This is a genomic window from Rhodococcus sp. KRD197, from assembly GCF_017168235.1.
GTDB lineage: Bacteria > Actinomycetota > Actinomycetes > Mycobacteriales > Mycobacteriaceae > Rhodococcoides.
The window spans coordinates 275,520-293,051 of record NZ_JABFAO010000001.1; the positions used below are offsets into that span (position 1 = coordinate 275,520).

The window sequence follows — 17,532 nt, forward strand, 5'->3', positions numbered from 1 at the left end:
TCACACCCTAATCCGACCGCGTACGCCGCTAAGGTTTGCGGTGTCGATGCGAAGGCAGAAGCCACGGGAGGAACAGCAGAAGATGATACTCGATCCGGAGTCCTCGGCCGAGAAAGCAAAAGTCGCCAGGGCCGCGGCCGTCGAAGCCGCCCGTGTCGCCGCCGAAGCTCTTGCTGCCGCCGAAGCCGCCGAAAACGAGGCCGCTCGCGCTACCGCGGCATCATCGATGCGGCCCGACGGCGCCGCCTCGGAGCCGACAGGCATCGCTCGCGAAATCGCGGCGGGATACGCCTTCGACGGTGCTGCCCTCGAACTGGGTTCGGTCGTATTCGACGGCACTGCCGACCCTGGCGCCAGGATTCGCATCCCGCTCGCCACGCTCAATCGACACGGACTGGTTGCGGGGGCCACCGGAACAGGCAAGACCAAGACGCTCCAGGGCATCGCGGAGCAGCTCTCGGCCGCAGGCGTTCCAGTCGTCATGGCCGATGTGAAGGGCGATCTGTCCGGGTTGTCCGCACCTGGCATCGACAACGAGAAGATCCGCGACCGCGCCGCCGCCACGGGCGAAACGGACTGGCAACCTACCGGATACCCCGTCGAGTTCCTCTCATTGGGCACAGATGGGATCGGGATACCGGTGCGGGCGACCATCACGGCGTTCGGTCCCATCTTGCTCAGCAAAGTGCTGGGACTGAACAAGACTCAGGAGTCCACGCTCGGTCTGGTGTTTCACTGGGCCGACAGCAACGGGTTGGCACTGCTGGACCTGAAGGATCTGCGGGCCGTCATCGCACACCTGACCTCTGACGAGGGCAAGGCAGACCTGAAGGGCATCGGGGGAGTGTCCACGGCGACAGCGGGTGTCATTCTGCGAGCGCTGGTCAACCTCGAAGCCGACGGCGGGGACACGTTCTTCGGCGAGCCCGAGCTCGAGACCGAAGACCTTCTGCGTCTCGACGGCGCCGGGCGGGGCGTCATCTCGCTGTTCGAGCTTGGTTCGCAGGCAGCGCGTCCGGCGATGTTCTCCACCTTCCTGATGTGGGTTCTCGCCGATCTGTTTCAGACGCTGCCGGAGGTGGGCGATGTCGACAAGCCCAAACTCGTCTTCGTCTTCGATGAGGCGCATCTGCTCTTCGCCGACGCGTCCAAGGCGTTCCTCGAACAGGTGGAGCAGACCGTCAAGCTCATCCGGTCGAAGGGAGTCGGCGTGATCTTCTGCACCCAGCTGCCGACCGATTTGCCGAAGGAGGTTCTCTCACAGCTCGGTGCGCGCATCCAGCACGCGCTGCGCGCCTTCACACCCGACGACGAACAAGCTCTGAACAGAACGGTGCGTACGTATCCCACTACCGATGTCTACGACCTGAAGAAGGCACTGACCTCGCTGGGGACAGGCGAAGCAATCGTGACTGTCCTCGCCGAGAACGGTGCCCCGACTCCAGTGGCCTGGACCAGAATTCGGCCCCCGCGATCGCTGATGGATACCGTCGGAGAAGGCGCGATTCTCGCGGCCGCCGCGTCGAGCACATTGGACTCGCGGTACCGCATCACTGTCGATCGCGAGTCTGCCTACGAGAAACTGACGGCCCGACTCGCGACCGCGCCGAACGAGGCAGAGAAGTTCGATATCCCCCCGCTACCGCCCGAGGGGCCATCGGCCGCGGAGCGGATCATGGCCAATCCAGCGGTGGAGAGTTTTCTGAGATCTGCGGCCTCCGCTGCGGGACGAGAGATTTCGCGGAGCATTTTCGGGACGGGCCGCCGCCGCCGTAGGTGAGTGGAAATACGTGTCCCACTATGTATTTCCACTCACATGCGCGAAGCGCCTACCCGCCGAGCTTCTTGTAGAAGCTGCCGACGATAGGAGCGGAGATCGCCCTCGGGCTGTACTGCCCGGCGACCGACATCCCCTTGCTCAGCAGCCCGGGGACGACGCGCATCTTGTTCTTCGCGAGCGAATCGAGCGAGAGTTTCGCGGTGTACGCACTGTCGATCCACAGGAAGTCCGGCACCAGCTTGTCCACGATCGACGCGTCGGCGGGGTCCGGAGTTTCGGTGCGCACCGGCCCCGGCGCGAGCAGGGTGACGTGTACGCCGCTGTCGGTCAGCTCGAGGCGCAGTGACTCGGAGAACGTGTTGACGAACGCCTTCGTCGCGGCATAGGTGGCGTTGTTGGGGATCGCCATGTTGCCTGCGGCAGATCCGGTGATGAGGATGCCGCCGCTACCTCGGGCGATCATTCCGGGTAGGACGGCGAGCGTCAGATCGTGTACTGCCACGGCATTGAGCTCCACCTGGGCGCGCTCGTACGCCGGGTCGAGCCCCGCGACCGGGCCGAACGTCGCAATCCCGGCGTTGTTGCACAGGATGCTGATCTCGCGATCGGCAAGTTCGGCGGCGAACGGCTCACGCGCCGCACGGTCCGACAGATCCACTACGCGGATTTCGACGCTCACGCCGTGCGCGGCTCGTAGTTTGGTTGCCAACGTTTCCAGTAGCTCGCCGCGACGGGCGGCGATGATCAACGAGTGACCTCGGGCCGCCAGCTCGGTGGCCAACGCCTCACCGATTCCGGAGGATGCGCCGGTGACTACGGCTCGGGCTTCGGGTGCAGGACTCGGCAGGCTCACGGTCAGCCAGGGTAGTGGATGGAATCAGATCTTCGCCGCGAGACGGGTGCCCTGCTCGATCGCGCGTTTGGCGTCGAGCTCAGCAGCGACGTCGGCACCGCCGATGACATGCGTGATCGTCCCGGAGGCCGTCAACTCGTCCACGAGATCACGTACCGACTCCTGACCAGCGCACACAACGATGGTGTCCACGGCCAACGTCCGAGGACGCTCGTGATCTTCACCGAACGTGATGTGCAGACCATCGTCGTCGATGCGCTCGTAGTTCACCTCGGTCAGCTGGTGTACGCCCTTGGCTGCAAGTGAGGCCCGGTGCACCCAACCGGTCGTCTTGGCGAGCCCGGCGCCGATCCTGCCCTTCTTGCGTTGCAGCAGGTAGACCTCGCGCGGTGAGGGCGCCGGAACCGGCGTCGTCAGTGCCCCGGGGGCTGCCTCCAGTTCGGTAACGCCCCACTCCTGCTTCCATTCCTTCAGATCGAGGGTGGGCGAGGAGTCGGTGGTGAGGTACTCGGAGATGTCGACGCCGATGCCACCTGCGCCGATCACCGCAACCCGATCGCCGACGGGCTTTCCCTCTTCGACGAGCTCGGCGTACGAGAGCACCGATGGATGATCGATGCCGGGGATGGAAGGAATGCGCGGGACCACCCCGGTTGCGAGGACGACCTCGTCGAACTCGGCCGCCAGCAACTCCGCTGCGGTGACCCGGTGGCCGAGTCGAACCGTCACGTCGGCCTCGGCGAGTGCGTTGGTGAAGTAGCGAATGGTCTCTGCGAATTCTTCCTTGCCCGGAATGCGTCGAGCGATGCCGAACTGCCCGCCCAGTGCAGCGCGTGCTTCGAAAAGGCTGACCGTGTGTCCGCGTCGCGCAGATTCGAGCGCGGCCGATAGTCCTGCGGGCCCGCCACCGATGACGGCGACCTTCTTGGCGCGGCGCGTCGGGAGCAGCTCGAGTTCCACCTCGCGGCCCGCCCGAGGGTTGACCAGGCAGGACACCGTCTTGTGCGCGAACGCGTGATCGAGGCAGGCTTGATTGCACGCGATGCAGGTGTTGATCAGCGCTGCCGCGTCGGCCTCGGCTTTGCGAACCCAGAACGGGTCGGCCAGCATCGGGCGCGCCATCGAGATCAGCTGCGCATCGCCGCGCGCCAGGATGTTCTCCGCGACATCGGGCATGTTGATGCGATTGGACGCGGCGACGGGAATGTCGAGGTGTTTGTCGAGCTTGCCGGTGATGTCGGCGAACGCCGCCCGCGGCACCGATGTCACGATCGTCGGCACCCGCGACTCGTGCCAGCCGATGTCGGTGTTGATCATGTCCACGCCGACGCGTTCCAATTCCTGTGCGAGAGTTGTGATCTCGTCCCACGTCTGTCCGCCGTCGACAAGGTCTGCCATCGACAGCCGGAAGCTGATCAGGAAATTCTCACCGACCGCCTCGCGGATCTTTCGTGAGATCTCCACGGCGATTCGACGCCTGTTCTCCGGGGAACCACCCCACTCGTCGCGCCGGCGGTTGGTGCGTTCGGCAAGGAACTGATTGAGGAAATATCCCTCGCCACCCATGATTTCGACGCCATCGTAGCCCGCACTCTGCGCGAGCCGAGCGCAGCGAACGAAGTTGCGGATCTGCCAGCGCACCCCTCTGGACGTGAGTCGACGGGGCCGAAAGGGATTGATAGGGGCCTTGATCGAGGACGCGGATACACTCAGGGGCTGATACGAGTAACGACCCGCGTGCAAGATCTGGAGCGCGATCTTGCCGCCCTCTCGATGCACGGCTTCGGTGATCCTGCGATGTCTGCGCGCCTCGATGCGGTTGGTCAATTTGGCGCCGAGGGGGAGTAGCCAACCGGTACGGTTCGGTGCGTAGCCGCCGGTGATGATCAGTGCCACACCGCCGCGGGCACGTTCGGCGAAGTAGGCCGCCAATCGGCCCGTGTTCCACGCGCGATCCTCGAGACCGGTGTGGATGGACCCCATGATGACACGGTTGCGGAGGGTGGTTGCACCTACGTCGATAGGGGACAACAGAATTGGGTAGTTCGTGGGACCTGTCACAGCTTCTCCAATACTTCGTTGCACCATTGTGCGTACCCCTCCTCGACGCGGATCCCACCGCGTAAGACGAGATACTGATGCAATGCGGGCCCGTCGAGATCACCGGGCGAAGGAAAGTCACGTTTTTCGATGAGTCGGTACATTTCGAGCCGCTCCTCGTGGACGGAGCGGTGACGGCGGACCTCGGCTTTCAATGCCTGGAGGTCGCCACTGGTGGCTCCGCGGATTTTGACGGCGAGTTCCTCGCGCAGAGCGCTGGGGTCGGTGGGCGCTGCGATCCAACGATTGAGTTCGTCCTCGCCAGCCGGGGCGACGACGAACACCTTCTTATCGGGCCTGCCGTCTTGCGGGACGGTCTCGCCGACCACCCAGCCGGCGTCTTCCATTCTGCGTAGGACGCGGTAGATCTGCTGGTGCGTGGCGCTCCAGAAGAACCCGATGGATTTGTCGAAGCGCTGCGCGAGTTCATAACCCGAGCCCGACAGCTCGGTCAACGAGACGAGCAACGCGTGTTCCAGGGCCACACCGAAGAGTATGACTGCAACGAGGTGTGTATGCAACCAGGTGCATAGTTGAGTCGCACAGTGACCAGGCGCCGCACCAGCGAATCCCACTAGGCTTCGCCTCATGAACGCAGACGTGGTGGGTGTCGCGACCACGCGAAAGCAGGTCTTCGCGTGGGCCATGTGGGATTGGGGATCGGCAGCGTTCAACGCCGTCATCCTGACCTTCGTGTTCTCGGTGTACCTCACCGACGCGGTCGGCGACGACCTCCCAGGGTCGATCTCGGCAACGTCGTACTTCAGCTGGGCGATCGGTCTCGCCGGTGTCGTCATCGCCGTCCTGGCACCGATCTCCGGTCAGCGGTTCGACGCCAGGGGAAGGCGCAAGCGCTCGCTGGCTCTTCTGACGGGATTGACCATCGCGACGATGGCCGGTCTCTATTTCGTCAAGGACGACTATCACTATCTATGGCTGGGGCTGGTCCTCCTCACCGCCGGGTCCATCCTCTTCGAACTGGCGAGCATCCCTTACAACGCGATGCTCCGGCAGGTCTCGACGCCGACCAACATTGGTCGGGTATCCGGATTCGGTTGGTCGATGGGGTATTTCGGCGGGATCGTGCTGCTGCTCCTGTGCTACGTCGGCTTCATCGCCGGAGATGGAGACACGCGCGGTCTGCTCGGCTTGACCACCGACGACGGTCTCAATATTCGGCTTGTCGCGCTGCTCGCAGCCGTCTGGTTCGCGGTCTCAGCCATCCCGGTTCTGCTGTCGGTGCCCGAACTGCCCGCCACCGGCGTCGACTCCGGGGCGGCCAAGGCGGGCCTCGTCGAGTCCTACCGGGTGCTCTTTCGCGACCTTCGTCAGCTCTGGGTCACCGATCGCAGAAGCGTCTGGTTCCTCGGCGCGAGTGCGCTCTTTCGCGACGGATTGAACGGCGTCTTCACCTTCGGCGCGATTCTGGCCGTGAGTGTGTACGGGATCAGCGCCGCTGACGTGCTGTTGTTCGGCATTGCCGCGAACGTCGTTGCGGGCGTCGGAGCTGTGACGGCCGGGCGCATCGACGACCGCGTCGGCCCGAAAGCGGTGATCGTGTTCTCCCTCGCCTCGATGATCGCGGCGGGAATCGTATTACTGTTCGTCTCGGGGCCGACCCTGTTCTGGGTATTCGGTCTGATCCTCTGCCTGTTCGTCGGTCCCGCTCAATCATCGTCGCGTTCCTACCTCGCGCGGCTCGCCCCACCGGGCCGGGAAGGGCAGTTTTTCGGCCTGTACGCCACGACCGGGCGCGCGGTGTCCTTTCTCGCCCCAACCCTGTTCGGTCTCTTCGTCTGGATGTTCGACGCCGACCGCGCCGGTATCGGCGGCCTGCTCGTCGTCCTCTCGATAGGGCTCGCTGCACTGCTCGCGGTGCGGCCGCCGGACAAGGCCGCGACGGAGAAAGCCCGCTAGGCAGCGCGGACGCGCGCGATGATTTCGGCCGCGAGGCGGGCGGGCGCTTCCTCCGGGACCCAGTGCGAGATGCCGTCGAGTTCGACGAAGGAGTACTCGGCCGAGGTGAACTCGCCGCAACGTTCGGCCGCGGCGCGGCCGATGGCGGAATCGCCGTTGCTCCACACATACGTGGTCGGAACCTTCACTGGGCCCAGTCGGCCGAACTCACTGGTCATCGCTCGGTACCACTCGAGGGCCGCGGTCAGAGCGCCGGGCTCGCTCAAGTGCGCGACGTACCGATCGTCGGGGCTGTTGCTTCCGAACATGGCGCGAAGGCGCTGGGCATCGTTCTCGAGGAGGACTTCCTCGGCCTTGCCCTCCTGCCGGAGCAGGTTGATGTACGTCGAGCGCTCTCGCTGATCGGCGTCCTCGCGCAGGGCCCATCCGAACGCCGCCGTGTGCGGCACGGAAACCGCGGTGAGCGAACGTACGTACTCGGGATACTCCACTGCCGTCTGCCAGGCGACGGCCGCGCCCCAATCGTGTCCGACGAGATGGACCGATTCCAGGCCGAAGCCCTTCACCAGGCCGATCACGTCCTTCACGAGCAACGCCGAGCGGTAGGCCGCGGTGCCGACCGGCCGGGCGCCGGGGGAGTACCCGCGCTGGTTGGGGGCGATGGTGCGCAGACCTGCCTCGGTCAGGTGCGCGACAACTCCGTCCCAGCAGAGGAACGTTTGCGGAAATCCGTGCAGCAACAGCACCGGTGTCCCGTCCGCCGGGCCTGCCACCGAGACATCGAAGGTCAGGTCGTCGACGGTCATCGTGGTTGTGCTCGGCATGCGCGCCCTTTCAGTTGCGTTTCGGTCTCCAGGCTCCCATGCCGAGGACGATCAGACGCACCTGCTGCTCGGTCTTTCGGAGAAGTTCGCGTTCGTTCTCGCTGCCTGGCCGGTCGATCTCGAGCAAGCCGACCGTCGCGGTCAGCATCGTCGACACGATGAGGTCGGCTGCCATTTCCAGATCGGCAATGTCCCAGGTCTCGAGCCCCGGCATGCGTGAGAGGTCGATGGTCAACTCGCTGACGAACATCCGCAGCTCGGTGGCAAAGGCCTTACGAACCTCGGCGACGCCGCCGTACCGTTCACGGGCCAAGAAGCGGAACTGGTCCTCGTGGCTACGCACTTGCCGAACCAGGATTCGCAGCGATTCGGTGGCGTTCTTGACGCTCGGATCCTTGCGTGCATCGCGCAGCATCTGTCGCAGCATGCGCATCGAATCCTCGACGAGCGCTACGCCGAGGTCTTCCATGGATGCGAAGTGGCGGTAGAAGGCAGTGGGAACGATGCCGGCCGAGCGTGTGACCTCACGCAGACTGACGCTGGCGAGCGAGCGGTCGCGCAGCAGGTCCAGGGTGCCATCGATCAGCGCCTGCCTGGTGCGCTCCTTGCGCTCGGCGCGCGTGCCTGTCTCCGTCACGCCGTCGAGCTTATTGCTGTCCACTTTGTTGCTGTGCACTGGTTGCATACCTCCGGTTCCGAGGTTCGGCCGCATTCAATGTGACGTCAGTCACTACATATTCTTGCATGTCACGCATGTCACATTGGCGTTGACAGTTCTGGGTGCCGATCTGTCACACTCATTCTAGTGCACATACGTACACTGAAACGGATTCGTCATTTCGACCGAACTCGGGAGGGCATATGACACTCCAGCAGCAACCGCGCCAGGGCGGTGTTTTTCGCAAATTCTCATTGCTATCGCTGATCGAAGCCATGGCGACGCCGCATCAGCTGGACCGCTACCTCGAGCTCGTCGACCCGATGACGACCGTTCGCGATCTGCGCGCCGAGGTAACCGCCGTGCACCGATCGACCGCTGACACAGTGACGCTGACACTGCGGCCCACTCATCAGTGGCAAGGTTTCCAAGCCGGCCAATTCGTGCAGGTAGGCGTGGTGATCGACGGTGTCCGTCACACTCGCTGCTACTCGCCCGCATGCTCCCAATACCGCAACGACGGACGCATCGAGCTCACCGTCAAGGCTCATCCCGAAGGACGCGTGTCGCAGTACCTGCACCGTCATGCGCATACGGGACTCGTCGTCAGCCTCTCGCAGGCCGACGGCACCTTTCACCTGCCCAGCCCGAGGCCGGATCGCATTCTGCTCGTCAGCGGCGGAAGCGGAATCACCCCGGTGCTGTCGATGCTGAGGTCGCTGCTGGACGAGGGGTACAGCGGCGACCTCACCTTCCTCCACTACGCGTACACCGAAAACGACGTTTCGTATCGGCAAGAGCTCGCCGACATCGCGGCCGAGCACGACAACGTCCGGATCGTTCTCGCCTATACCGAGCAGAAAGAGGGCGGTGACCTGCACGGCTTCTTCGGGACCGAGCATCTCGACGCCGTCGCGCCCTGGTACGCGGACGCGGAGACGTTCCTGTGCGGGCCGCCGGGGCTGATGCGCGGCGTCAAGACCCTCTATGCGGACCTCGGTCTCGGTGAACGGCTGCACCTGGAGGAGTTCGCGCCACCGACGGTGGAAATCTCCGAGGACGTCGACGGTGACGTGTCCTTCACCGAGAGCAACGTCGTGGCGGTCAACTCGGGGCGCACGCTGCTCGAGCAGGCCGAGGATGCCGGTCTGACGCCCGCCTACGGGTGCCGGATGGGAATCTGCTTCACCTGCACGTCGGTCAAGACCTCCGGATGCACCAAGAACGTGCAGACCGGCGAGACGGACAGCGAGCCGGACAAGAAGATTCAGCTCTGCGTCTCGGTTCCGGTCGGCGACGTCACCGTCGAGATCTGACGTCCCCGGAATCGCCGCAACCCGATCGCATCCGAAGAAACGCCAACATCGATCCGAAACGGAGAGTGTTTCAATGTTCGGAATACCTTTTCCATCAGTCTCTTTGCCCCTCTTCGGCACCAGCGCCAAGTCCGAGGAGCGGGCCCCCACGGTCCTTTCGTACGAGCAGGTCCAGGAGTTGGGCCGTGAACTCGACGAACTGCGCGCCCGTATCGTCGCAAAGCTCGGTGACGAGGACCGCGAGTACATCTACAAGATCGTCAAGACGCAGCGCGGATTCGAGATCGCCGGCCGCGCAATGATGTACATGCCGTTCCTGCCGCCCGTGTGGCTGGCCGGCGTCGGCGCACTGGGAGTGTCGAAGATCCTCGACAACATGGAGATCGGGCACAACGTCATGCACGGTCAGTACGACTGGATGCGTGAGCCCGGCTTCAACTCACAGGTGTTCGAGTGGGACACGGTGTGCCCGGCCGATCAGTGGAAGCATTCGCACAACTACATGCACCACACGTTCACCAACATCGTCGGCAAGGACCGCGATATCGGCTACGGAATTCTGCGGATGGACGAGGGGCAGAAGTGGAACCCCTACTACCTGGGCAACCCCGTCTACGCGTTCCTGCTGATGACCTTCTTCGAGTGGGGCGTCATGCTCCACGATCTCGAATCGGAGAACATCATCCAGGGCAAGCGCAAGTGGCACGACGTGAAGCCGCTGCTGCAGGGAATGTGGCGCAAAGCCGGGCGTCAGGTGCTCAAGGACTACCTCATCTTCCCCGCACTGTCCGGGCCGTTCTTCGTCTCCACGCTGGTGGGCAACGTCGGAGCGAACCTCATGCGCAACCTGTGGACGTACTCGATCATCTTCTGCGGTCACTTCCCGACCGGAGTGCAGACGTTCACCGAAGAGGAAACAGCCGACGAGTCGCGCGGCGAGTGGTACGTGCGGCAGATGCTCGGGTCCGCGAACATCGAGGGTTCGCCCCTCTTTCACATCATGTCCGGCAACCTCTCGCACCAGATCGAACACCACCTGTACCCCGACCTGCCGGCGCATCGCTACCCGGAGATCGCCCCCGAGGTCAAGGCGCTGTGCGAGAAGTACGATCTGCCCTACAACACGGGCGGATTCTTCCAGCAGATCGGATCGGTGTGGGGCAAGATCTTCAAGCTGGCCCTGCCGAACTCGCTCACCGGATCCGATTCCACGGTCGGTGTTATCGTCGAGCGCAAGAAGGTCGCTGCGTAGATGACCGCCAAAGCCGGTAGGGGCGTCGATGCCGCCGAATCGGACAACGAATCAGGGGTGATCGTGGTGGTAGGCAAGTTCGAGCGCAACAAGGACACCGTGCAAGAGATGACGGAGTCGGCGGCCAATCACGTCGGCAAGATCGCCGTCATCATCGCCGGCGCGGTCCGCGACGTCACCCGGGAAATCGGTGACTGGGTTTCGGACGGAATCGAAATGCGCGAGGCAGCGAAGAAGGCAAGTGAGGACAGGCCTGTCGGTCAAGTCATCAACGGCGAGTTCGAGAACCGCTGACGTTCGAGAACCGCTGACGTTCGATTTCTGCGGCTCTAGGAGCCGCCGAAATCACACGTCCTACCGAGGGCCACCCGTTGTACGACGGGTGGCCCTCGGTTTCGTACGGGGCGAGGGTTTACGCTTCAAACAAACTTGATGAAGGTTTTTTGCACCCTTTTCGAACCCATGGACGTGATGTGGGTTACTGTTACGGCACGATTCACGCAAGCGGTAGGAAAGGCGGCTCGACATGCGGGTTGAGACCTCGATCGCACATTCTCCCAACACGGCTCAGGTTCTCGATCGGCGTCGGCCCGAGCGTCAGCGGCCATCCGGCGATCGGACGTCGGTGCTCGGCGCGACAACGGCCTTGGAGTCGCTTTGCGGGAAGCTCGTCGGCGCAAGCTGCCGCGCCGAAAGACTGCCCGCACGAGAAGAACTCGACGAGGTACGGCGGGCGGCGCAGAAGCTGGCACGTCAAGCTGTCAGTCTTCGAGACGCACAGCGAGCCGTCCACGAGGCCGTCAGCGCAGGTTTGAAGGGGAGCGTCGACGGCGCCCGAGGGTCGAATGTCGTCGACAGTGCGGTTTTCATGATGCGTGTGCTCGAGCTGCTCGGCAATGCAGTGTCCTCGGCCTACATCGATCAGTGCCAGTTGGATTCGGGGTCCGCCGGAAGACGGGTCACGCAGCTCGTGGAGTTGCTGACGGCCGATGATGCCGACGCGCGCATGGTGGGTGAACGACACGGGATCGACATCGCCGCCGCGTACGACGTCGTCGTCGTTCAGTTCGTCGGGGAAGTCGACAGCAATGCACTCGCAGCCGCTGAAACCGCACTGACGGCACACAGCGCCGGGTCCCGACCTTTGACTGCGTTGAACAAGCACGGTGGAACGGTCCTGGTGCCTTGCGATGCTGCGGGCGAGGTGGACGACATTGTCGTGCGCCTGTCCGCGAAGACGGGAGTCGACATCGTTGCGGCTACCGCCAAAGCAGCACCCGGCGCCATGGCAGATGCGGTGGCGCACTGTCGCGAACTCGTCGAGCTGGCAAGATCGCTCGGTAAGGAACCCCGGTTGTACCGGACCTGCGACCTCGCGCTGGAATACCAACTCTCACGTCCGGGCCCAGGCCGGTCCAGGCTGCGGTCGGTCATCGCACCGCTGGCGACATTCCCGGAACTGCTGCACACGCTGCGTACGTTCATCGCGAACGAGGCCAACCGTCGCGTCAGTGCCAAAACCCTCTTCGTGCACCCCAACACCGTCGACTACCGCCTCAAGCGGGTCGAGCATCTCACCGGTGTGGACCCACTGAGCTCGGCGGGCTTGATGTCGCTACATGCCGCGCTGGTCGTGGATTGCCTGGCGCGCGCGAACGGCGCCGGTTCCGCTCTCCCGGCGTCCGTCGCGGAAGCCTCGTAGCGATCGGTCTTGCTTGCGAGGCCCAGCCGTCACACAGGCAGGTGTGGGTACTCGGCGGCTCGATGCTGAAAGGCGAGAATATTCGGGTTGGCGACTGTTCCTTCGCGGATCTCGATCGACTTTCTGATCGTCTCGTTCGCGTCCCACGCTTCGGGGCCAGACAGAACCACACGAATGAACGGAAGCAGCGACTCGCTGATCTCCCACGTCGCGGAGTCCCACAGATACGACGGGCTGTGATCGACGGCGTAGTACCGGACGTTCTCGCCCACGATGAACATCGGATCGGTGAACGATGTAGGCCGCGCCCACTCGAACCCCATGCCCTCGTCGCACGAGACATCGACGATCAGTGTGCCCGGAGCGATCGAATCGAGATCGGCGTTCCGGAGGAAGGTCAACGGCGCGTTCGGGTCCTGCAGAACACAATTGACGATGATGTCGTGGTCGCCGAGAAACTGCGACAGTGGGACTCGGCCCTGGTCGGTGAGTGCTCGACTCTGCCGAGGGTTCTCACCGTCGAGATCGAAATTGACGATGCGCGCCGAGTGGATGGGTGAGCTGACAGCTGTCACACCGCGCTGAGTGAGAACGTCGACCTCGTGTATTCCGTGCGCATTGAGAGCGGTTACCGCTCCGCGCGCAGTCGCGCCGAAGCCGATGACCGCGGCGCGGAGGCGGCGTCCGTAATCTCCGGTGCTGCCGATCAGTTGCAGGGCGTGCAGCACCGAGCAGTAGCCGGCCAGTTCGTTGTTCTTGTGGAAGACATGCAGGCTGAAAGCGCCTTCGGCGGTCCAATGGTTCATTGCTTCGAACGCCATGAGCGTCAGTCGACGGTCGATTGCCACCTGGGTGAGGGCCGCGTCCTGAACGCAGTGCGGCCACCCCCACAGAACCTGTCCGACTCGCAACGCCTCGAGGTCGTGAACCTGAGGCTTGGGAAGGAGGATGACATCGCATTCCTCGATCAGCTCGGCGCGAGTGCGAACCCCTCCACTCGAACTGGCGATGCGGGCATCGGAAACTCCGAAGGGCTCGCCGTAACCGGCCTCGAAGTAGATCCGGGATCTGATGTCCTCGGAGATACGATCGAGGTGAAGTGGATGAATCGGGAGGCGGCGTTCGTTCGGCTTCGATGACCGTGACGTGACGCCGAGGGTGGACTGGTGCACTGTGGCCCCTTCGGTTGTCATCAAGTCAACCACGAAGCAGACGCCGTGCTCGACGAGTTCACCACCGCTCGGCCCTCGTCTCGCTGCTTGCAGTCGAGCCGTTCGAGTGTGATGCGGTCGAGCGGGTACACTCGTCCACCGTGCTCGGGCGCGGTCGAGAGACCGGGCCGGGGCGAAGCCTCCGTAGCTCAGGGGATAGAGCAAGGGCCTTCTAATCCCTTGGTCGCAGGTTCGAATCCTGCCGGGGGCACTCACGACCGGGAGGCACTGTGCGCGATGTCCTCGCTGATCTCGTCGCAATCTGGCGCGGCGGTGGCACAGCAGGTCTGGCAACGGTGGTTCGCACGTTTCGTTCGGCACCGCGACCGGCCGGTGCCTCGATGCTGGTCGCACTCGAAGGTTCGGTGAGCGGTTCGGTTTCCGGTGGCTGCGTCGAGGGCGCGGTGTTCGACATCGCGACAACGGTTGCCGCCAACGGTATTCCGGTACTCGAACAATTCGGAGTGTCCGACGAAAGTGCATTTGCCGTCGGGCTGACCTGCGGTGGAACACTCGAGGTTTTCGTCGAAGCGGTGTCATCGTCGACGTTTCCGGAATTGGGCTTTGTTGCCGAGGCGATTTCGGCGGACCAGCCCGTGGCAGTGGCAACTGTGATCGCTCATCCGAATCCGGCGCGGATCGGTCGACACCTGATTCTCGACCGGAGCGGGTCGACCGGCTCGATCGGCTCTGCGCGCAGCGATGCGGCGGTGACCGACGACGCACGAGGACTGCTCGCTGCGGGCGGGACCGCTGTACTCACCTACGGGCCGGACGGTGAACGGCTCGGCGATGGGATGGAGATCTTCGTCGCAAGCTACGCACCGCGCCCTCGGATGCTGGTGTTCGGCGCGATCGACTTCGCGGCAGCGGTGGCCGAACAGGGCGCTTTCCTCGGCTACCGGGTCACCGTGTGTGATGCACGCCCCCTTTTCGCAACTCGGCAGCGATTCCCGTCAGCGGCCGAGGTGATCGTCGACTGGCCTCACCGCTACCTCGCTGGTGAACTCGCCGCGGGCGCGGTCGATCGACACACAGTCGTGTGCGTGTTGACACACGACCCCAAGTTCGACGTGCCGGTGCTCGATATCGCGTTGCGTCAGGGGTTCGCCTTCGTCGGGGCAATGGGATCGCGGGCCACGCACGAGGACCGGCTCGCACGGTTGTCCAGCGCCGGTCTCACCGCGGCGCAGCTCGCCGGGTTGTCCAGTCCGATCGGTCTGGACCTCGGGGCGCGCACCCCGCAGGAAACAGCGGTCTCCATCGCTGCGGAGATCGTCGCCAGGCGCTGGGGCGGAACCGGTGAACCACTCGCGGCACGTCGCGGCCGAATTCATCGAGACGAACTAGGTACAGAGTGACGTGTCGTAGGACATAGCGGGATCGATTATCGGTCCGGTGCGAGGACCTCCTACTCTGGACGGCATGGCAGCACCGCACGTGGAGACCACCGAACCGGCTTCGACGACGCCGCCGGGGCAGGCGTCGGGCTCCGTTTTCGCCACCGCAGGACTGATCGCGGCCGTCGTTGCTGCACTGGTCATCAGCTTGTCTGCCTCGGACGCACTCGTGCTGCTCGGAATTCCCGACCCCGGTCCCGCGACCACCTACGGACTTCCCGCCGTTCGTGCTGCCGGTGAGATCGCCGCAGCGATTGCAATCGGCTCGTTCCTGCTCGCTGCCTTCCTGGTGCCGCCGCAGAAGAGCGGTGTGCTCGACGTCGGCGGATACCGAGCGGTTCGCACCGGATCCGTCGCGGCCATCATCTGGGCCGCATGCGCCCTCGTCCTCGTGCCACTGACGCTGTCGGACACATCCGGGCAGCCCTTCACCGTGGCAATCCAGCCGAGCAACCTGTGGGTGGCCCTCGACCAGGTCGAGATCGCCAGCGCCTGGCGCTGGACCGCCATTCTGGCCGTGGTTCTCGCGATCGGATCCCGGGCCGTACTGAGATGGTCCTGGACGCCACTGCTTCTCGTCCTCGCGCTCGGCACGATGATGCCGATCGCCGTCACCGGTCACTCGTCCTCGGGTGGGTCACACGATGTGGCCACCAACAGTCTGATCTTGCATCTCATCGCGGCCACACTGTGGGCGGGTGGGTTGTTCGCCGTACTGGCGCACGCACGGCGCCGCGGGGCTTACACCGATGTCGCGACTCGGCGGTTCTCGGCCATCGCCACCGTCTGCTTCGTCGTCATGGCGGCGTCCGGAGTCATCAACATGCTGGTACGGGTGTCGGTGTCCGACCTGTTCACCACCGTGTACGGGCGGCTGGTACTCGCCAAGATAGTTGCTCTCGTCGTTCTCGGTTTCTTCGGATGGGTACAGCGCCGACGCTCGCTCCCTGCGCTGGCAGCGAATCCCGAATCGCGGGGGGCGCTTGTCCGCTTCGCCGGTGGCGAGGTGTTGGTGATGGCCGCGACCATCGGTTTGGCCGTTGGGCTCGGACGGACGCCTCCGCCGTCGAACATCGATCTCGATCTTTCGCTGACCGAAGCGTCTTTGGGCTACGACCTCGACGGGCCTCCCACCGTGGCGCGACTGATGTTCGATTGGCGCTTCGACCTCATCTTCGGGACCGCCTCGATCGTGCTCGCCGTGCTGTATCTACTGGGTGTTCGCAGGCTTCGTAAGCGCGGTGACGCATGGCCGATGGGGCGCACGGTGGCCTTCGTGCTGGGCTGCCTGGTGATGCTGGTCTCGACGTCCTCCGGTGTCGGCAAGTACTCGCCCGCCATGTTCAGTGTGCACATGAGTGCCCACATGGCGCTGTCCATGCTGGTGCCCGTCCTGCTCGCACTCGGCGGTGCGTTGACGCTCGCTCTACGGGCATTGCCGGTCGCAGGCAAGGACGGTGTTCCCGGTCCCCGTGAATGGCTGCTCCAAGCTCTGCACAGCCCGGTCTCGAGATTCCTGACGCATCCCATCGTGGCGGCGGCGCTCTTCGTCGGCGGCTTCTACGCGCTGTATCTCGGCGGGGTGTTCGGGTCGGTCCTCGACAGTCACACCGCGCACTTGCTGATGAATGCGCACTTCATCCTCAGTGGCTACCTCTTCTACTGGGTGGTCATAGGCGTAGATCCGTCGCCGCGACACATCGAGCCGATCACCAAGCTGGCGATGGTGTTCGGATCGCTGCCGTTCCACGCGTTCTTCGGTGTGGCGCTGATGAGCATGAACACTGTGATGGGTGGCTGGTACTACCGTTCGCTCGGTCTGGACTGGAACGCCGACCTCATGGCGGATCAGAAGCTGGGTGGTGGCATCGCCTGGGCGACAGGTGAAATTCCACTCGTGCTGGTGATGCTTGCGTTGCTGATTCAGTGGTCGCGTAGTGACGATCGGACTGCCAAACGTTCGGACCGCGCAGCGGACCGGGACCACGACGCAGATCTCGCCGCGCACAACGCAATGTTCGCCGAGCTTGCGCGTCGTGATCGAGGCGACGGGGACTGAGCCTCGTCGTGTGCGTCACTGCTCGGCGGTGATCTTCGCCAACAGTCTTTGCAGTTCGGCTCGCTCTGCGGTGTCGAGTGCGTCGAACAGTTCGACGCCGACCTTGCTCCGTGCCGAATCGATGGCGCGCAGGCGGGCTCGACCGGCCTCGGTCAACGAGACCAGCACCGCCCTGCGGTCTGCGGGGTCGTCCTCGCGCGTGACGAGATCGGCAGCCTCGAGCGAATCGACCACGTCCGTGGCCGATCGCGCCACGATTCGAAGATGGTCGGCGAGGGCGCGAAGCCGCATGGGTTGACCTGCGCGAGCGAGAACGTGCAGTGCCCGGCTCTGCGAGGGGTTCAGGCCGAACGGCTCCAGCGCAGCCATGTGTGTGTGACGGATCCTTCGCGCCACCGCCATGAACGAGTCGGCGAGGTTCGGATTGTCTGCGGCGTGCATACCCGTCAGCATAACGCCG

At 64.1% G+C, this 17,532-nt stretch carries 15 protein-coding genes and 1 tRNA gene; 9 read left to right on the plus strand and 7 right to left on the minus strand.

The features are described 5' to 3' along the window. The first annotated feature begins 82 nt into the window (after positions 1-82). A complete protein-coding gene (locus tag J1M86_RS01290; RefSeq protein ID WP_206508652.1) occupies positions 83-1,780 on the plus strand; it encodes a helicase HerA-like domain-containing protein in 1,698 nt (565 codons plus the stop codon). A 49-nt stretch (positions 1,781-1,829) separates the two neighbouring features. Here the strand turns inward: J1M86_RS01290 and cmrA are convergent, their stop codons facing one another. Genes cmrA through J1M86_RS01305 form a run of 3 tightly spaced genes read right to left on the minus strand, consistent with a single transcriptional unit; the run spans position 1,830 to position 5,218 of the window. Next, positions 1,830-2,633 (minus strand): mycolate reductase, encoded by an 804-nt coding sequence (gene cmrA, locus J1M86_RS01295; protein ID WP_075839389.1) that lies wholly within the window; start codon positions 2,631-2,633, stop codon positions 1,830-1,832. 24 nt (positions 2,634-2,657) lie between these two features. After that, on the minus strand, positions 2,658-4,694 hold the full coding sequence (locus J1M86_RS01300) for an NADPH-dependent 2,4-dienoyl-CoA reductase (RefSeq protein ID WP_307786496.1): 2,037 nt from the start codon (positions 4,692-4,694) through the stop codon (positions 2,658-2,660). Then, positions 4,691-5,218 (minus strand): PadR family transcriptional regulator, encoded by a 528-nt coding sequence (locus J1M86_RS01305; RefSeq protein WP_075839388.1) that lies wholly within the window; start codon positions 5,216-5,218, stop codon positions 4,691-4,693. Before J1M86_RS01305 ends, J1M86_RS01300 begins: the two co-directional genes overlap by 4 nt. A gap of 103 nt (positions 5,219-5,321) precedes the next feature. Here J1M86_RS01305 and J1M86_RS01310 point away from each other — a divergent pair, with 103 nt between their 5' ends. Beyond that, entirely contained in the window at positions 5,322-6,650 is a 1,329-nt protein-coding gene (locus tag J1M86_RS01310) for an MFS transporter (RefSeq protein WP_206508528.1), read from the plus strand. Here J1M86_RS01310 and J1M86_RS01315 read toward each other — a convergent pair. Then, positions 6,647-7,474 (minus strand): alpha/beta fold hydrolase, encoded by an 828-nt coding sequence (locus J1M86_RS01315; RefSeq protein ID WP_075839386.1) that lies wholly within the window; start codon positions 7,472-7,474, stop codon positions 6,647-6,649. The genes J1M86_RS01310 and J1M86_RS01315 overlap by 4 nt on opposite strands. Positions 7,475-7,484: 10 nt before the next feature. Then, positions 7,485-8,111, minus strand: coding sequence for a TetR family transcriptional regulator (locus J1M86_RS01320; protein ID WP_075839415.1), 627 nt, complete (start codon positions 8,109-8,111; stop codon positions 7,485-7,487). Positions 8,112-8,335: 224 nt separating this feature from the next. Between J1M86_RS01320 and J1M86_RS01325 the strand changes: the two genes are divergently transcribed. The 4 genes from J1M86_RS01325 (at position 8,336) to J1M86_RS01340 (ending at position 12,402) form a co-directional block, all read left to right on the plus strand. After that, complete coding sequence (locus J1M86_RS01325; RefSeq protein WP_206508530.1) at positions 8,336-9,448, plus strand: ferredoxin reductase; 1,113 nt, start codon at positions 8,336-8,338, stop codon at positions 9,446-9,448. 73 nt (positions 9,449-9,521) lie between these two features. Then, a complete protein-coding gene (locus tag J1M86_RS01330; RefSeq protein WP_075839385.1) occupies positions 9,522-10,700 on the plus strand; it encodes an acyl-CoA desaturase in 1,179 nt (392 codons plus the stop codon). A gap of 66 nt (positions 10,701-10,766) precedes the next feature. After that, entirely contained in the window at positions 10,767-10,994 is a 228-nt protein-coding gene (locus J1M86_RS01335) for a hypothetical protein (protein ID WP_075839414.1), read from the plus strand. Positions 10,995-11,226: 232 nt separating this feature from the next. Then, positions 11,227-12,402 (plus strand): CdaR family transcriptional regulator, encoded by a 1,176-nt coding sequence (locus J1M86_RS01340; protein WP_206508532.1) that lies wholly within the window; start codon positions 11,227-11,229, stop codon positions 12,400-12,402. A 29-nt stretch (positions 12,403-12,431) separates the two neighbouring features. On the opposite strand, the gene J1M86_RS01345 is transcribed toward J1M86_RS01340, so the two are convergent. Further along, the gene (locus J1M86_RS01345; protein WP_206508534.1) at positions 12,432-13,595 is read right to left on the minus strand and encodes a N(5)-(carboxyethyl)ornithine synthase; all 1,164 of its coding nucleotides are present in this window, start codon (positions 13,593-13,595) and stop codon (positions 12,432-12,434) included. Between the two features lie 156 nt (positions 13,596-13,751). On the opposite strand from J1M86_RS01345, the gene J1M86_RS01350 reads away from it, so the two are divergent. The 3 genes from J1M86_RS01350 to J1M86_RS01360 all read left to right on the plus strand — a co-directional run bounded on the left by J1M86_RS01350 (position 13,752) and on the right by J1M86_RS01360 (position 17,072). Continuing rightward, positions 13,752-13,824, plus strand: a tRNA-Arg gene (locus tag J1M86_RS01350). A 19-nt stretch (positions 13,825-13,843) separates the two neighbouring features. Further along, positions 13,844-14,974: an XdhC/CoxI family protein gene (locus J1M86_RS01355; protein ID WP_206508536.1), complete on the plus strand. Its 1,131-nt coding sequence runs from the start codon at positions 13,844-13,846 to the stop codon at positions 14,972-14,974. Positions 14,975-15,038: 64 nt separating this feature from the next. Continuing rightward, positions 15,039-17,072, plus strand: a complete 2,034-nt coding sequence (locus tag J1M86_RS01360; RefSeq protein WP_206508538.1) for a cytochrome c oxidase assembly protein — start codon at positions 15,039-15,041, stop codon at positions 17,070-17,072. A 15-nt stretch (positions 17,073-17,087) separates the two neighbouring features. On the opposite strand, the gene J1M86_RS01365 is transcribed toward J1M86_RS01360, so the two are convergent. Further along, complete coding sequence (locus J1M86_RS01365) at positions 17,088-17,513, minus strand: MarR family winged helix-turn-helix transcriptional regulator (RefSeq protein WP_075839413.1); 426 nt, start codon at positions 17,511-17,513, stop codon at positions 17,088-17,090. Positions 17,514-17,532 lie beyond the last annotated feature (19 nt).